Raw genomic sequence first — 15514 nt, 5'->3', positions numbered from 1 at the left:
GGCCCGCTCCGATCGAGCGGGCCCGGCCTTGTCTCACTTGTCGCCCGAACCGGGCTCGGCCATCTTGCGGTGCATCTCGCCCTTGAGCTTGTCCGGCATCACCTTGGACGCCGCGCCCTGCACCTTGGTCTTCAGCGAACCGGCGACGATCTTCTCCTTGTCCTTCTGCATGGCCTCGAAGCCCTGCTTGGCCACCACGGCCGGGTCGTCCTTCTTGCTCGAGCCGACCTTCGTGTCGTCCATGTCGGCGCGGTGGAAGAAGTTGGTGTCGGTCGGGCCGGGCATCAGCGACGTCACCGTCACTTCGGTGTCCTTCAGCTCGGCCCGCAGGGCCTCGGCGAACGACTGCACGAACGACTTCGACGCGTTGTAGACGGCCTGGTAGGTGCCCGGCATCATCGACGCGATCGAGGATGTGAACAAGACCTGGCCGGCGTTGCGGGCCACCATGTCCGGCAGCACCCGCTTGGCCAGGTGCACGGTCGACGTCACGTTCACGTCGATGACGTTGAGCTCCTCGCGCAGGTCGGTCTCCGTCGTGAAGTCGCCACCGATGCCGCGGCCGGCGTTGAGGGCGATCGCGTCCACCGGGCGCCCGGTCTCGAGGATCGCCGCGTACAGGTGCTCGACGCCCTCGTAGTGCGCGAGGTCCGCGCGTACGGCGGTCACCTGGTTCTGGCCGTCGCGGCGCAGCGCGGTGGCCGCCTCCTCGATGCCGTCGTCCTCGGCGCACACCAGCAGGTCGTACCCGTGCTGGGCGAACTGCTTGGCCAGCTCGAACCCGATTCCGCTGGAGGCGCCGGTCACCACTGCAAATGCATTCGTCGACGTTGTCATGCTCGTCGCATGCCCCGCACCGGGCCACCTAATCACGCCTCCAACAGGGCCGGGGCGCATCCGGGACGGGTCCATGGTGGTCGATGTCTTGCACTACCCTGACCCCTCGACGCGGATTCCGGGAGGACACCTGTCATGACCACCACCCCGCCAGAGAAGCTGGACACGACCACGCCACACAGCGCCCGCGTCTGGAACTACTGGCTCGGCGGCAAGGACAACTACGCCGTCGACCGGGAGGTCGGGGACAGCGTGCTCGAGGTGTTCCCGGCCATCGCCGAGAATGCCCGGGCCTGCCGCGCCTTCCTGGCCCGCGTCGTGACCTATCTGGCCGGCGAGGCCGGGATCCGCCAGTTCCTCGACATCGGCACCGGCTTGCCCACGGCCAACAACACGCACGAGGTGGCCCAGCGCGTGGCCCCGGCGTCCCGCATCGTCTACGTCGACAACGACCCGCTCGTCCTGGTGCACGCCCGCGCCCTGCTCAGCAGTGGTCCGGAGGGTGTCACCGACTACATCGACGCCGATCTGCGCGACACCGCGACGATCCGGCGCGAGGCGGCCCGCACCCTCGACTTCGACCAGCCGATCGCCCTGATGCTGATGGGCATCCTGGGCCACGTGGAGGATGACGACGAGGCCCGGGCCATCGTGCGGCGGCTGGTCGACCTGCTCCCGTCCGGCAGTTACCTCGCCTTCTACGACGGCACCGACACCAGCGCGAAGATCGTCGAGGGTGCCAAGGTGTCCAGCGACGGCGGCCACACCTATCACCTGCGCAGTCCGGAACGCATCGCCCGGTTCTTCGACGGCCTCGAACTGGTCGAGCCCGGTGTGGTGTCCGTCTCCGACTGGCGCCCGGAGACCGGGACTGCCCACCAGGACTCGTACGGCGGGATCGGGCGTAAGCCGTAGCCCCGGCTCAGTGGGCGGCCACCGTGGTCAGCAGGAAGTCGACCAGGCGGCGGGCCTGGGCCGGCGTGTCGGCGGCCAGGGCCGGGCGCTTGTCGGGCGGGGTGGTCAGGGCGTGCATCATGGCGCCGCCGATCACCGTGTTGAGCAGCAGGGTCACCGAGGTGGCGGCGGGCAGCTCGCCCCGGGCTATGCCGCGCCGGACGATGCCGCGGGCGGCCTGGATCTGGGCCTGGCGGGTCGCGCCGTAGTGCTCGGCGATGCCCGGGATCTTGGCGGCCTCGAGCGTCAGGCGTAGCGCGGCGCGGCTCGACGGGCCGGCGTACACGTCGAGGATCTGGGTGGCCAGTTCGACCAGGTCGCCGTGCAGCGTGCCGGTGTCGACGTCGCTGACGTGCGGCAGGCTGGCCGTGAGCGCGTCGGTCAGCAGCGCCTCCTTGCTGTTCCAGCGCAGATAGAGCGACGCCTTGCCGACCCCGGCCCGCCGGGCCACCGTCTCCATCGCGAACCCGGCCCACCCGGCGTCGCCGAACAGGTCGAGGGCGGCCCGGGCGATGCGGCGGTCGACCTCGGGATCGCGGGGGCGTCCGCTGCTCACCATGTGCGGACCCCTTCCTCACACATTGCTGAACGGTTACCGTCACGATACACTTTGGATAAGTGAACACCTAGCGTTCAGTAAAGCGTTGGTCAGTAATAGGGCTTTGGTCAGTAATAGGGCGTTGAGTAAAAGGGCGTGTGGTCATGAAGGACGGGCCGGGCACGATCCTGGTGGGCATCGACGGCTCCACGTCCTCGCTGCGCGCCGCCGCCTATGCCGCGGGTCTGGCCCGCCGCCAGGGCAGCAAGCTGGTCGCGCTCTACGTGCGTACGCACCCTTCGGGTCTTCTGCCCCTGGCCGACACCGGCGGCGCGGTGGCCACGGTGATCGAGACGCAGGACGCGGTCGAGCGTGAGCTGCGCACCATGTTCACCGAGCGGCTGGCCGAGATCGACGTCGACGCCCGCCTGGTCGTCCGCACCGGCGAGCCCTACACCGAGATCGTCGACGCCGCCCACGAGCTGCGGGCCGACGCCGTCATCGTGGGCCGCTCGACCCAGGCGCTGCACCGGATAGCGGGCTCCCTGAGCTCCAAGCTCGTCCGCTGCGGCCGCTGGCCGGTCACCGTCGTGCCCTGACCGCGATCCTCGCCCCGGCGACATCGGGGTCGGACCCCGAGACGGCATCAGGCGCGATCGTGGCGTTCGACGGCCCGGGCGATCTCGACCCGTGAGGTCACCGACAGCTTGTGGAAGACGTTGCGGATGTGGGTCTCCACCGTCTTCGTGCTCAGGTAGAGCTCCTCGGCGATCTCGGCGTTGGTCCGGCGCTCGGTGATCAGACGGGCGATCTGCAGCTCCCGCCCGGTCAGGCCGGTCAGGGCGCCGGGTGCGCTGCGGTGGTGGACGCGCCGGTGGCCGAGCCGCCGCAGCAACCGTTCCGCCTCGGCCCGCCGCCGGGGCGCCCCGCAGCGCTCGTAGATCTCACAGACCAACTGCAGATTTCGTACGGCGGCCCCGGTGTCGCCCGCCTCGGCCAGCGCTCGCGCCGCCAGGAACCGGGACGCGGCCTCCTCGAGCACGAAGCCGGTCGCCGCGGCGGCCAGGGCCAGCTCGGCCGCTTCCCGGGCCCGGCCCTGAGCGAGGGCGACGGCCGCGGCGGCCCGGCCGGTGAGGCCGGTCAGCGCGGCTGCTTCGCCGACTTGGCCGGCGGCCAGACGGCAGCGGACGAGCAGTTCCTGGGCGGCCGGGCGCAGCGGGGCGGGGAGCGCGTCGAGGTCGGGGACGAGCAGGCGTTCGGCCCCGGCCGGCTCGCCCGCATCGGCCAGCGCCGTCGCCAGGGTCAGCCGCGACCACACGCCGGGCAGCGTTCTCCCGGTACGCCCCAGGGCCTCCACGCTCTCCTCGGCCAGGGTTCGCGCCACGGCCGGTTCGCCGCTGCTCGTGGCCGCCGACGCCCGCGCCAGCAGGGTCCAGCCCAGCAGGGACGGGCTGCCCGACGTGCGGGCCACGTCGATGGCGTCGTCGAGCAGGGCCGCCGCGTCGGGCAGCCGGCCCTGCGCGACCCGCACCAGGCCGCCCCAGAACATCACCGGGATGTGATGGTGCACCAGCCCGAGCGCGCGGTCGGCGTGCCGGGCCGCGTCGGTGAGCCGGCCGGCCAGCAGCTCGGCCGCGGCGAGCTGGGCGACGATGGGATCGGGGGAGTGCCCGATCCGCTCGTCGGTCTCGGCGTCCAGCAGCGCCGCCGCCTCGGCGCAGGCGTCGACCGCGTCGTCGGCGCCCGCGAACGCGGCGCTGAACCCGAGCCGCATGGCGGTCTCCGCGACGACCAGGGGATCGCCCAGCCGCCCGGCCGTGGCGCGGGCCCGGCGGGCCCAGTCGACGGCCGGCCCGAATTCGAGGCGGAACAGATGGTCCTGCGCGATGGCGCTCATGAGCAGGGCGGTTTCGGCCGAGTCGATTTCCCGTACGGTCTCGAACGCCGCCGTGAGCCGCCGGTGCGCCGCGTCGTGGTGGCCCAGCGTCTGCTCGATGCCGGCACAGTCGGCGATCAGCGACACCCGGGCCGTGGGCTCGTCGTCCGGCATCAGGGCCAGGGCCCGTACGAGGGAATCCCGGGCTTGATCGAGACGGCCGGCCGCACCCAGCGCCCGGCCCAATGCGGCCCACAACCCCGGGTCGCCGGGCTGCAGGTCGAGAGCGTGCCGATACCAGCGGGCGGCGTCCCCGGGCGCGCGCAGCACCACGTCGTCACCCGCCGCCCGCAGCAGCTCGACCGCGGCCCGATCACCCGGACGCGCGGCCTGCACGACGTGGTGGGCCCGCGCCGCCGGCGGCACCCCACGCTCGGCCAGCGCGCGGGCCAGCCGCTCGTGCGCGCCCACCCGCCAGGCTCGCGGCGCGGTGTCGTAGACGGCCCGGCGCAGGAGCGGATGCCGGAACCGGAACCTTCGCGGCGCCTCGGTCGGCCGGACGAGATCGCGATCGAGCAACGCGTCGAGGGCCTCGGCCACCTGCGGCTCGGTGCGTTCGGCGGCGGTGGCGACCAGTTCGAGCAGGAACGGGTCACCGGCCACGGCCGCGCCCTCCAGCACCCGGCGCACGTCGCGGTCGAGCGAGGCCAGCTCGTCGGAGATGGCCGTCGACACCGCGTCCTCGGCGGATCGGCCGGCGCTCCGGTTCCGCCCGGCCCGCGCCAGCTGCGTCAGATAGAACGGGTTGCCGCCGCTCTCGGCGTGCAGCCGGGCGGCGTTCTCGTTCTCCGGGCCCAGCAGCATCCGTACGTCGGCCGGGGTGAGCGGCGTCAGGTCGAGGCGCGTGTGCGCGGCCCGTTCGAGGGCGGCGGTCAGGCGCCCGGCCGTCTGACGCGGCCGCATGGCCAGGGCGAGCAGCACGGGCGCGGCCGGGGGCCGCCGCAGCAGCGCGCAGATCAGCTCCACCGATCCCTCGTCGGCCCAGTGCAGATCGTCGAGCAGCAGCACGAGCGGGGCCGGGCCGGCCAGCGCCTCCAGCAGCCGGCGCATGGCCCGGTGGGCCCGGTAGCGCGGGTCGCCGCGGCCCTCGTACGCGGGGGCGGGCCACGACGGCAGCAGATGCCCCAGTTCGGCCCGGGTCTCGTCGTCGACCTCCGGCCCGGTCGCCCGCAGATATTCGTCGAGCGCGTCGACGAACAGCCAGAACGGCAGGTCCCGCTCGAACTCGGAGGCGCTGCCGTTGAGCACCAGCATGCCGCGCTCGTCGGCCATCCGGCCCAGTTCGGCCAGCATGCGGCTCTTGCCGATGCCCGGCTCGCCCGCGATCACCAGCGTTGCGGCCTCGGTTCCGGTCAGCGCCGCGCCGAACGCCGCCAGTTCGGCCTCGCGCCCGACCAGGCCGTGCCTCTGCTTCACCGGATCAGGGTCGCACCCCGATGTCGATCCGCGCGACGGCCACGACGCTCGATCTGTGCCGCGATTCCTTCTTCACAACCGACACGACGCCGGCGACTGCGGGGTCGTGTTCGCCGCGTTCCGCGGTTTCGCCAGCCCGCTGCGGCACGCGAACGCCCTGGCCTCGTGCCGCACCGGCGGTCACGAGGTGTGGTGGCAGGCCACCGCGGACGACGAAACCGCCGCGCTGAGCCAGCTGCCCCGTTACGTGGCCGCGGCCACCACCGTGACCCGCATCGAGCGGGTCGACACGCCCTGAGGAGTCCTGATGTCCGAAACAACCCGAGTTCTCGTCTCCGGCGCCGGACCGACCGGGCTTGCCCTGGCCTGCGCGCTGACCGCCCGCGGCATCGATCACGTGCTGCTCGACCAGACCGAGCGCGGCGCCAACACCTCGCGGGCGGCGGTCATTCACGCCCGTACGCTGGAAGTTCTCGACGAATTGGGAATCAGTGACGAGCTGTGCCGGCGGGGCATCGTGGTGCCCTCCTTCGCCGTCCGCGATCGTGACCGGGTGCTGCTGCGGGTGCCGTTCGGCGGGTTGCCGACCAAATTCCCGTACACGTTGATGCTCCCGCAGAACATCACCGAGGAGGTCCTGGCCGGGCACCTGGCCGCGAGCGGCGGAACGGTCCGCTGGGGACATAGGGTGACCAGCCTCGCGCACGACGCCGACGGGGTCACCGCCAAGGTCACCGGGCCCGGCGGCGACACCTACGAGATCCGCTCGCGCTACCTGGCCGGGTGCGACGGCATGCACAGCGCCGTCCGCGAGCAGTCCGGCATCGCCTTCACCGGCGACCGCTACGCCGAGTCGTTCGTGCTGGCCGACGTGACGATGGACTGGCCGTACCCGCGCGACGAGGTCAGCCTGTTCTTCTCGCCCACCGGCCTGGTGGTCGTCGCGCCCCTGCCGGGCGACCGTTACCGCATCGTGGCGACCCTCGACGACGCCCCCGAGCATCCGGTCGCGGCCGACGTGCAGCGGCTGCTCGACGCGCGGGGCCCGGCCACCGCGCCCGGCCGGGTGACCGGGTTCGGCTGGAGCTCGCGCTTCCGCGTGCACCACCGTCTGGCCGGCGCCTACCGCAGCGGTCCGGTCTTCCTGGCCGGGGACGCCGCCCACGTGCACAGCCCGGCCGGCGGCCAGGGCATGAACACCGGCATCCAGGACGCGATCGCCCTGGCCCGGGTGCTCGCGGGCGATCCGGCGGACTTCGACGCCTACGAGGCCGAGCGACGCCCGGTCGCGGCCGGCGTCGTGGCCACGACGCACCGCATGACCAGGGCGGCCACCGTACGCAACCCGCTGCTGCGCGCCGGCCGCAACGCCGTCCTCGGTCTCGTCGGCCGTTCCCCGTCGGTCCAGCGCCGCCTGGCCATGAACCTGGCCGAACTGTCCCGCTGAAACCGTCCCGGTCCAGTCATGAAACGCCATCTTCGGCGAAGGCCCGGCCGGCCGCCGCGCCGGCATCTTGACCGGGTGATTCGAGCGATCCTGGAGAAACGGACACTCAGTCGAATCGACGCTTCTCGAACTTGCCTAGAGTGAGGTGGTGACGGAGGCCATGATCGCGGCGGCCGCGGCGCTCTTCGCGGCGCTGATCGGGGGCGCCGCGGTGTTGCGGGCGCGCCGAGCGCCGCGATCTCGCCTGGAGGTTCTGGAGGTCTCCGTCGGCCCGTCGGATTCCGAGGCGAGCGGATCCGTCAGTGTGCTGAACATCGTCGTCCGTAACGCCGGCAACCAGCCGTCGATCGTGACACGCGCCACGGTGCTGGCCGAGCACGCCGCGCTGATCAACCGGCCGGTTCTGCCCAACATCGAGCCTGTGCTCGCCGGGTACCTGCCGTCGTCGCGAACCTACGATGGGGGGCTACCGCCGGCGGATGAGGCACAAGGACAGGCGACCGAGCTCGAACTGATGCAGCGAATACCGCCGCTGGAGGTCGAGCGTTTCGACATTCGCCTGCGGGCTCGCTCCGTTCCCCCGGACGCGGTCTCCGTCTACGTCGTCGCGCTGTGGCTCGTGCATGACGGCAATCTGGTCGCGGCACCGAGAGAGCGACTGGCGGTCTGCTTCTGGACGGACGCGCTCGAAGGTTTGCTGCCAGGGCCCGATCTGGCCGCCTGGGAGATGCAGAGGTTCATCGACGAGGTCGACGCCGCAGGGGAGCGGTTCCGCAGGTCCCTGGAAAATCGCGAAGCGCGCTCCGCCCAGGACCGTAGGGAGATCGTCGAGCGCCTGCGCGGGCCGCAGCGCCCCGGCGGCACGAACTACCCGGCCTGCTTGGCCGCGCGCGACTTGCTGGACGGATATCTCGACGGCCTGGAGTTGGCGTGCCGGGACCTCGTCGAAACGACGGCCTCGGCGAATGTGCGCAGTGCGGATACAGAAAGCGCCCGGCACAGGTGCGCAGCGCTGCAAAACGAGATGGGGCACCTTCGTGCGAGGTTCCGAGATTGGCAACCGCACGCCTTCCGGATCCAGGACAACTGACCGAGACCGCCGGGGCGAACACGGTCTCAGCTCGCGCCGGCGGCGTCGAGGGCCGGGCGCAAGGGCAGCAGGGCGGCCCGCACCAGCTCAGGCAGCGAGCCGGAAGGGATGACGAAGCCGGGCATGGACGCCGGGACGTGGGCCGACCGCAGCCACTGGTCGAGCGCGACCCGGGCGGCCGCGCTGACCGCCGCGGCCAGCACCCGGGCGGTCAGCGCGCCGGCCTCGGGATGGCGTTCGAGGATGGCCTCGCTCAGCGGGACCTCGAGCGTGGTCACGGTGTCGACGTAGCGGGACCGCAACGAGGCGCTGGCCGTGAGCATCGCGAGGGCTTCGGGCGGGCCGCCGCCGGTGTAGAGGCCCGTGACGGCGTCCGTGACGGCGTCGCTCAGCGGGGTCCCGGGCGGGCCGAGGCGGGTCACGTGATCGGCGGTCAGCGCGGCCACGATGGCCTGCTCCCGGCTCGAGAAGTAGTTGTTGTAGGTGCGCGGGGAGACGCCGGCGGCGTCGGCGATGTCGTCCACCCGGACGTTGTCGGGGCCGTGCTCCAGCGCGAGCCGCAGCGCCGCCGCGGTCAGCGCCTGCCGGGTGGCCTGTTTCTTCCGCTCGCGAAGCGTCACGGGAGTCAGTCTCGCAGAAAGTTGCGTGCACGCAAAATTCTGCCTAGGGTCCCGGAGGCATGAGAGCCCGAGGCATCACCTACGACACCGGCTTCGTCCAAAATGGACGCAGTTCGGTCGAGCACTTCGACCCCGCCCTCGTCCGCCGTGATCTCGCCGTCCTCCGCGACGAACTGCACTGCAACGCCGTCCACCTCGTCGGCGGTGACCCGGCCCGCCTCGAGTCGGCCGCCGGGGCCGCGGCCGCCCTGGGCTTGGAGATCTGGTTCTCGCCGTACCCTCTGGATCTGACCCCCGACGAGGTTCTCGAGCTGTTCGCGGACTGTGCCGTGCGGGCCGAGCGGATCCGGGCCGCCGGGGCCGAGGTCGTCTTCGTGGCCGGCGTCGAACTGACCCTCATGAACCGCGGCTTCCTCGACGGCGACCGCCTGCCCGACCGTCTCGCGTCTCTTCTGGCCGACCCGCAGCGTCGTATGCCCGAGGCCCGCGAGCGGCTGGACCGCTTCCTGCGCACCGCCGTGCCCCGGATCCGGGAGCATTTCCGCGGCAAGGTGACCTACGCGGCCATCCCGTTCGAGGCCGGCGACTGGGAGCTCTTCGACTTCGTGACCCTGGAACTCATCCGCTCGGCCGAGGTGGCCGCGCAGTTCCCCGAGGCCGTACGGGATCTGGTCGCCCAGCCCAAGCCGGTGGCCATCTCCGGCTTCGGCAGCGCGACGTGGCGGGGCGCCGGCGACGTCGCCCCGCGCAGTGGCGAGATCGTCGAGCACGACCCGGTGACCGGCCGGCCCGTGCGGCTCGACGGCTCCTACGAGCGCGACGAGGCGGACCAGGCGCGATACCTGGCCGAGTTGCTCGACGTCTTCGGCCGCGCGGGCGTCGACAGCACGTTCGTCCACCTGTTCTCCCTGGCCAGCCATCCGCACCGTCCGGACGGCGACCCGCGCGACGACCTCGACCGGGCGAGCTTCGGCATCGTCAAGGTCTTCGACGACGGCCATTGGGAGCCCAAGGCCGCCTTCGCCGCCGTGGCGGACGCCTACCAATCCACAAACTAGTGCTTTCACAAACATGTGTTTGTGCTACCGTGCCGGCATGACTGTGACCGACCTGGATACGGCGTTCGCCGCGCTCGGGGATCCCGTGCGCCGGGCGCTGGTCAGCCGGCTCGCCCGCGGTGACGCCACCGTGAGCGAGCTGGCCGAGCCGTTCGAGCTGACGCAGCAGGCGATCTCGCACCACGTCGGGGTGCTGCGCCGGTGCGGCCTGGTCGAGCAGCGGCGCGAGGGCACGCGGCGGCCCTGCCGGCTCCGGACCGACCAGCTGGCGCGGCTCGGGTCGTGGATCGACGAGCAGCGGCACACCTGGAACGACCGCCTCGACGTCCTCGAGAAGCATCTCTCATGAGACCGGCGCTTTCCGGTGACGAGCTCATCGCCGTCCGGAAGCTAGCCGCCCCGCTGTCGCGAGTCTGGACGGCCTTCACCACCACGGCCGGCATCGCCGCGTTCTGGGGCGGCTCGCACGCCACCGTGCCGCCGGAATCGGTCACCGTCGACCTGCGGCCGGGCGGCGGGTTCGCGCTCGACACGCTCGGCCCGGACGGCTCCGCGCGACGGCTCCGGTTCGTCTACGCCGGCGTCGCCGAGCCGCACGAGCTGGTGTTCGACGAGCCCGTCACCGGCCTGCGCACCACCGTCACCCTGCGGCCGGACGGCGACGGCACCGCCCTCACGGTCCACCAGCGCAAGCTTCCGCCCGAGCTGCGGACGGCCCAGGCCGCCGACGGGCTCGCGTCCATCCTCGAAGCCCTCGCCGTCCACGTGGAGAAACCATGACAGTGCAGCGCGACCTCGTCACCGAATACTTCGCCGGCTTCCGGGCGAGCGACCACCCGCGCATCCTCGCCACCCTCACCGACGACGTCGAAGGGTCATCCACGGTCACCGCACCACGCGCGGCAAGGCCGAGTTCGACGGCGAGATCGAGAACCCCGCGTTCGAGGGCAGCCCGGTGCTCGACGTGCAGCGGGTCTTCGAGGACGGCCCGGTCGTCGTCACCGCCGGCGAGGGCCGCGGCGTCAGTGTCGGCCACGGCCCCTTCCGGTTCGCGTTCAACGACCTGTTCACGTTCCGGGACGGCCGGATCGCCCGGGTCGACTCGTACGTGGTTCCGCTGCCGTAGTCACTTGCCGCGGAACACGGGCTTGCGCTTGTCGAGGAACGACTGCAGGCCCTCGGCGGCGTCCTCGCTCGCGATCACCCGCTGCACCGCGGACCACTCCACCGCCATCGCGCCGTCCATGTCGAGCGACGCGCCCTCTTGGATCGACGTCTTGAGCAGGCCGATCGTGGCGGTGGGCTTGGCCGCCCAGACGCGGGCCCGGTCGGCGACGGCCCAGGCGAACTCGTCGTCCGGCACCACCTCGTCGACCAGTCCCAGCTGGAGGGCGGCGGCCGCGGACAGGCGGCGGCCCTCGATCATCAGCAGCTTGGCCCGGTGCGCGCCGAGCAGGCGGGGGAGCCGCTGACTGCCGCCCGCACCGGGAAACAGGCCCAGCTGCATCTCGGGGAAGCCGATGGTGGCCGACTCGGCGGCCAGGCGCAGGTCGCACGCGAGCGACAACTCGGCCCCGCCGCCCAGGGCGTGGCCGTTGAGGGCGGCGATCACCGGCTTGGGGGCCAGTTCGAGCAGGCGCTGCACCTCGATCCAGCGGCGCATCTCGACGTGATTGGCCAGCGACAGGTCCCGCATCACCGCGATGTCGGCGCCGGCGATGAAGAAGCGGCCGACGCCGGTGAGCACGATGACGCGTACGGCCGGATCGCTCGACAGGCCCGGAACGACGCTCAGGAACTCCTCGATCAGCTCCGGGTTGACGGCGTTGGCGGGCGGGCGATCGATCACCACGGTGGCGACCCCGTCCGCCACGCCGACGGTGAGGAAGGTCACGGCATCACTCCAGGACATCGGGCCCGGCGGCGACGCCACCGAGCAGTTCGGTCAGGACCACATCGGTGTGCTCGCCCAGCAGCGGCGCGGGACGCTCGACGCGGGCAGGCGTACGGGAAAGCCTCAGAACGCTGCCCTCGTGCCGGACCTCGCCGGCCAGCGGGTGACGCAGCACGGGATAGAAGCCGCGCGCGGCCAGCTGCGGATCGAGATCGGTGAGATCCTCGCCGGTGTTCACCACGGCGGCCGGGATTCCGTGCGCCTGCAGCAGCTCGGCCACCTCGGAGGCGCCCCGCGTGCGGGTCCAGGCGGCGAGCTCGTTGTCGATGCGCTCCTCGTCGGCCTTGCGTTCGGCCAGCGAAAACCCGGTTTCCCGTACGCCGGTCAGCCCGGCCAGCGTCCGCCACTGCGCGTCGTCGAGGACCGCGATCGCGACCCACCGGTCCTCGCCGAGCGCCGGGTAGACGCCGTGCGGCGAACGGTGGGCCAGCCGGTGCGGCCAGGCCGGCGTGGCCCCGGTCGCGGGCGTGCCCAGCTGCTGCTCGAGCAGGGCCGGGCCCATCGACGCGGCCATGGCCTCGAGCTGCGACAGGTCGACGAACCCGCCGCGCTCCTCCTTCAGCAGCGCCACGATGGCCAGCACGGCGGCGTTGGCGGCCACCATGTCGCCCAGCCCGAACGTCAGCCCCTGCGGGTCGCCGCCCGGGTCGGCCGTCTCGTGCGTGAGCCCGGACATCGCGGCCAGGGTGTCGGCGAACGTGACCGCGTTGCGCCACGGCCCGTCCTGCCCGACCCCGGACATCGAGACCGCGATGATGCCGGGGTTCGCGGCGGCCAGCGAGTCGTGGTCGAGGCCCCACTTGGCCATCGTGCCGGGGCTGTAGTTGTCGATGACCACGTCGCACTGCGCGGCCAGCCGGCGCACGATGTCCTGGCCCTCGGCGGTGCGCATGTTCACGGCGATCGAGCGCTTGCCCCGGTTGAAGTTGAGGAAGTAGCCGCCGTCGTCGTGCGTGGCCCCGGGCCGCAGCCGCATCGAAGGCGCGAACCGGGTCGGGTCCTGGCGGTGCCTCGACTCGACCTTGATGACGTCGGCGCCGTGGTCGGCGAGCTGCCGGGTCGCGTACGGGCCGGCCAGCACCCAGGTCAGGTCGAGCACCCGCAGCCCGGCCAGCGCGGGCTGACCCGGGCCGCCGCGCCGCCAGGTCTTCGAGCCCGGTTCGGACGCGGGCAGCTTGACGGCGTAGCCGACGTCGGTCAGCCCGTCCACCTCGATGAAGAAGCCGCGCGCCCGCAGCTGGGGATTCTCGGCGAGCTGGTCGGCCCGGCTGACCGCGGCCCACGGCAAGGCGCGCCGCCGTCCCTCTTCGCCGAGCGTTTCCGCCGTACGCCGGGCCGCGAACCGGGCCACGATCTCGTCCACGTGCGGGCGCGAGTTCCAGCGGAACACGGCGTCGGCGTACTTCTCGCCGGTCAGGTCGCCGGCCTCGCCGGTCTCGTCCATCCAGGCCAGCAGGTCGGTCCACATCCGGTTGCTGCCCGAGTAGCCACCGGCGGCGTACCCGTCGGCCGCCCGGAACACCCGATGCGCGACGTGGCCGTAGATTCCGCCCGTACGCCGGGGGAACGCGCCGCCGTGGATCCAGGCGATCGCACCGGTCTCCAGGGTGGCCGCGACCGCCTCCTGCGCCGACACGTCGATCAGCTGGCCGATGCCGTCCCGGTCGCGGGCGAGCATGCCGAGATAGGCGGCGATGGCCGCGTGGGCCCCGGCCACCTGCAGCGCCGACTCGCGTGGGGGCGGCTTGGGCGGTCCGTCCGCTCGTCCGCCGAGCCACGTCATGCCGCCCGCCGAGGCCGCGATCAGGTCGTCGGCCAGCCAGTCGCGGCGCGGGCCGGTGAGCCCGAACGGCGTCACCACCACGTGCACGAGCGAGGGCCAGCGCGATTCGCCGTCGGCGGTGACGCCGCGCAGCCGGGCGACCGGCCCGCTCTCCACGACGACGTCGGCCTCGGCGGCGAGGGCGTCGAGGTCCCCGTGGGCGGCGGTCCGGGTTCCGGCATACCAGTGCAGCTCGGCCGCCCGATCCCCGTCCGGGTCGGTGCCCGGTCGGATCACGTCGGCGCCGAGCCCCACGAGGGCGCGGATCGCCGCCGCTCCGAGCTCGTCGGTCAGGTCCAGGACTCTCACTGTCGATCCTTTCCGGGGATACGCCTCAGGTGCTCCAGGTCGGCCGCGGCGGCCACCACCGCCGGGTCGCGGAGAGCAAGCTTGCTGACCTTGGTGGAACCGTTGCGGGGCAACGACTTCAGGACGGCGATGTAGCGGGGCCACGCGTGCCGGGGCAGCCGCTCGCGGCACCACGCGTGCACGTCGTCGGGTGTCGTCCCGGCGACCGGGACCACGGCGACGAGCACGTCCTCCTCGGTGAACTCGGAGCTGACCCCGGCCGCGGCCGCCTCCCGGACGCCCGGCATGGCCGCCACGACCGACTCCACGTCCCAGGCCGAGATGTTCTCGCCACGGCGGCGGATCACATCGGAGTGCCGGCCGCAGAAGACCAGCCGGCCGTCCCCGTCGAACCGTCCCAGGTCGCCGGTCGCGATCCACTCCGGCCGGTCCCCGGCGACGCCGGTGTAGCCGAGGCTGCTGATGTGCGGGTGCCGGGCCCGGACCGTGATGCCGCCGACCGCACCCGCGGGCACAAGCTCGCCGGTGGCGCCGCGCAGCGTCACCTCGTACTCGGGAAGCGGTTTTCCGGCCGTTCCGGGCGCGACGTCGCCGACGCGGTTGGACGTGACGTCGCCGAGTTCGGTGCAGGCGTACGCCTCGATCAGCTGGACGCCGAAGCGCGAGCGGAACTGCTCGGCCAGCCAGCGGGGGGCCGGCCCGCCATAGGCCCGGGTGACGCGATGCCGCATGTCCGAGGGGCCGGGCGCCGTACGCAACAGGATCGCCGCCACCGCACCCATGAAGTTGAACGCGGTCACGCCCTCGTCCCGGCAGATCGCCCAGAACGCCGACGCCGAGAACCGCGGCACCGCCAGCAGCCGCGCGCCGCTGACCAGCGCGGCCAGCAGGCCGGTGTGCCGCACGTTGACGTGGTTCCACGGGAAAGCGTTGTAGAGAACGTCGTCCGGGCCGTACCCCATCGAGTCGCTCACCCGCCGCGCGTGCCGGACCCCGGCGAAATGCGGCAACAGCACCCCCTTGGGCCGTCCGGTGGTGCCCGACGTGCTCAGCACCAGCGCCGGGTCGCCGGGCGCGGGCAGCCGGGGGAGCGGGCCCGGGCGCAGCTCGTCGAGGGTGCCCGGGCCGCCGCCGTCGTCCACCGTGAAAACGGCCGGGGCCAGGGTGGCCAGTGCGGGGTTGGCTTGCAGGGCCGCGGTCCCGATCAGGGCGACCGGGGCGTCCGCGTGCCGGCCTCCGGGCGAGTCCAGGGCGACGGGCACCTCGACCCGCCCGGCCCGGGCCACTCCAGCGACGACGGCCGCGAGGGCGCCGCCGGGGCGCAGGCACGTGATCACCGGGGCGTGCGGGCCGAGGCCCAGCCGCGGCGCGGACAGCAGCCGGGCGACCCGCTCGGCCCCGTGGAGCAGCTCGCCCGCCGTGATGCTGCCCGCGCCGTGAAACGTCGCCACGACCGCCGCGGCGTCATTCTCGGCCCGCCGGACGAGAACGTCGACCACCGTCTCCGGCTTCGCTGTCACCGGGTTCGGCGGC

16 protein-coding genes are annotated in these 15514 nt (G+C 72.7%); 9 read left to right on the top strand and 7 right to left on the bottom strand.

The features are described 5' to 3' along the window. Window positions 1–33: 33 nt before the first annotated feature. The gene (locus ACZ3I4_RS09870) at window positions 34–837 is read right to left on the bottom strand and encodes an SDR family NAD(P)-dependent oxidoreductase (protein WP_465381507.1); all 804 of its coding nucleotides are present in this window, start codon (window positions 835–837) and stop codon (window positions 34–36) included. Window positions 838–972: 135 nt separating this feature from the next. Here ACZ3I4_RS09870 and ACZ3I4_RS09865 point away from each other — a divergent pair, with 135 nt between their 5' ends. Continuing rightward, window positions 973–1752: an SAM-dependent methyltransferase gene (locus ACZ3I4_RS09865; RefSeq protein ID WP_465381506.1), complete on the top strand. Its 780-nt coding sequence runs from the start codon at window positions 973–975 to the stop codon at window positions 1750–1752. Window positions 1753–1759: 7 nt separating this feature from the next. Here ACZ3I4_RS09865 and ACZ3I4_RS09860 read toward each other — a convergent pair whose 3' ends face one another. Next, a complete protein-coding gene (locus ACZ3I4_RS09860) occupies window positions 1760–2350 on the bottom strand; it encodes a TetR/AcrR family transcriptional regulator (RefSeq protein WP_465381505.1) in 591 nt (196 codons plus the stop codon). Between the two features lie 143 nt (window positions 2351–2493). On the opposite strand from ACZ3I4_RS09860, the gene ACZ3I4_RS09855 reads away from it, so the two are divergent. Beyond that, the gene (locus tag ACZ3I4_RS09855; protein ID WP_465381504.1) at window positions 2494–2928 is read left to right on the top strand and encodes a universal stress protein; all 435 of its coding nucleotides are present in this window, start codon (window positions 2494–2496) and stop codon (window positions 2926–2928) included. A 47-nt stretch (window positions 2929–2975) separates the two neighbouring features. On the opposite strand, the gene ACZ3I4_RS09850 is transcribed toward ACZ3I4_RS09855, so the two are convergent. Continuing rightward, window positions 2976–5681, bottom strand: a complete 2706-nt coding sequence (locus ACZ3I4_RS09850) for an ATP-binding protein (protein ID WP_465381503.1) — start codon at window positions 5679–5681, stop codon at window positions 2976–2978. 55 nt (window positions 5682–5736) lie between these two features. On the opposite strand from ACZ3I4_RS09850, the gene ACZ3I4_RS09845 reads away from it, so the two are divergent. The 3 genes from ACZ3I4_RS09845 to ACZ3I4_RS09835 all read left to right on the top strand — a co-directional run bounded on the left by ACZ3I4_RS09845 (window position 5737) and on the right by ACZ3I4_RS09835 (window position 8218). Further along, on the top strand, window positions 5737–5979 hold the full coding sequence (locus ACZ3I4_RS09845; RefSeq protein WP_465381502.1) for a hypothetical protein: 243 nt from the start codon (window positions 5737–5739) through the stop codon (window positions 5977–5979). Window positions 5980–5988: 9 nt separating this feature from the next. Beyond that, window positions 5989–7128, top strand: a complete 1140-nt coding sequence (locus ACZ3I4_RS09840; protein WP_465381501.1) for an FAD-dependent monooxygenase — start codon at window positions 5989–5991, stop codon at window positions 7126–7128. Between the two features lie 148 nt (window positions 7129–7276). After that, window positions 7277–8218: a hypothetical protein gene (locus tag ACZ3I4_RS09835; RefSeq protein WP_465381500.1), complete on the top strand. Its 942-nt coding sequence runs from the start codon at window positions 7277–7279 to the stop codon at window positions 8216–8218. Between the two features lie 26 nt (window positions 8219–8244). On the opposite strand, the gene ACZ3I4_RS09830 is transcribed toward ACZ3I4_RS09835, so the two are convergent. Further along, window positions 8245–8838 (bottom strand): TetR/AcrR family transcriptional regulator, encoded by a 594-nt coding sequence (locus tag ACZ3I4_RS09830; protein WP_465381499.1) that lies wholly within the window; start codon window positions 8836–8838, stop codon window positions 8245–8247. A gap of 59 nt (window positions 8839–8897) precedes the next feature. On the opposite strand from ACZ3I4_RS09830, the gene ACZ3I4_RS09825 reads away from it, so the two are divergent. The 4 genes from ACZ3I4_RS09825 to ACZ3I4_RS09810 all read left to right on the top strand — a co-directional run bounded on the left by ACZ3I4_RS09825 (window position 8898) and on the right by ACZ3I4_RS09810 (window position 11022). Then, on the top strand, window positions 8898–9896 hold the full coding sequence (locus ACZ3I4_RS09825; RefSeq protein ID WP_465381498.1) for a hypothetical protein: 999 nt from the start codon (window positions 8898–8900) through the stop codon (window positions 9894–9896). Window positions 9897–9933: 37 nt separating this feature from the next. Then, window positions 9934–10245: an ArsR/SmtB family transcription factor gene (locus ACZ3I4_RS09820; RefSeq protein WP_465381497.1), complete on the top strand. Its 312-nt coding sequence runs from the start codon at window positions 9934–9936 to the stop codon at window positions 10243–10245. Further along, window positions 10242–10676: an SRPBCC family protein gene (locus tag ACZ3I4_RS09815; protein ID WP_465381496.1), complete on the top strand. Its 435-nt coding sequence runs from the start codon at window positions 10242–10244 to the stop codon at window positions 10674–10676. The genes ACZ3I4_RS09820 and ACZ3I4_RS09815 overlap by 4 nt, the downstream gene beginning before the upstream one ends. 175 nt (window positions 10677–10851) lie before the next feature. Then, window positions 10852–11022: a nuclear transport factor 2-like protein gene (locus ACZ3I4_RS09810; RefSeq protein ID WP_465381495.1), complete on the top strand. Its 171-nt coding sequence runs from the start codon at window positions 10852–10854 to the stop codon at window positions 11020–11022. Here ACZ3I4_RS09810 and ACZ3I4_RS09805 read toward each other — a convergent pair whose 3' ends face one another. From ACZ3I4_RS09805 to ACZ3I4_RS09795, 3 genes are read right to left on the bottom strand one after another with little or no spacing between them, the layout of a single operon-like run. Continuing rightward, window positions 11023–11790 (bottom strand): enoyl-CoA hydratase/isomerase family protein, encoded by a 768-nt coding sequence (locus tag ACZ3I4_RS09805; RefSeq protein WP_465381494.1) that lies wholly within the window; start codon window positions 11788–11790, stop codon window positions 11023–11025. A gap of 4 nt (window positions 11791–11794) precedes the next feature. Continuing rightward, the gene (locus tag ACZ3I4_RS09800; protein WP_465381493.1) at window positions 11795–13981 is read right to left on the bottom strand and encodes a CaiB/BaiF CoA-transferase family protein; all 2187 of its coding nucleotides are present in this window, start codon (window positions 13979–13981) and stop codon (window positions 11795–11797) included. Next, window positions 13978–15501, bottom strand: coding sequence for an AMP-binding protein (locus ACZ3I4_RS09795; RefSeq protein ID WP_465381492.1), 1524 nt, complete (start codon window positions 15499–15501; stop codon window positions 13978–13980). The genes ACZ3I4_RS09800 and ACZ3I4_RS09795 overlap by 4 nt, the downstream gene beginning before the upstream one ends. Window positions 15502–15514 lie beyond the last annotated feature (13 nt).

It is taken from the genome of Actinoplanes sp. NPDC021490 (genome assembly GCF_055562135.1).
The sequence above is the reverse complement of the archived record's forward strand: the minus strand, read 5'-3'. Positions and strand labels throughout refer to the sequence as shown.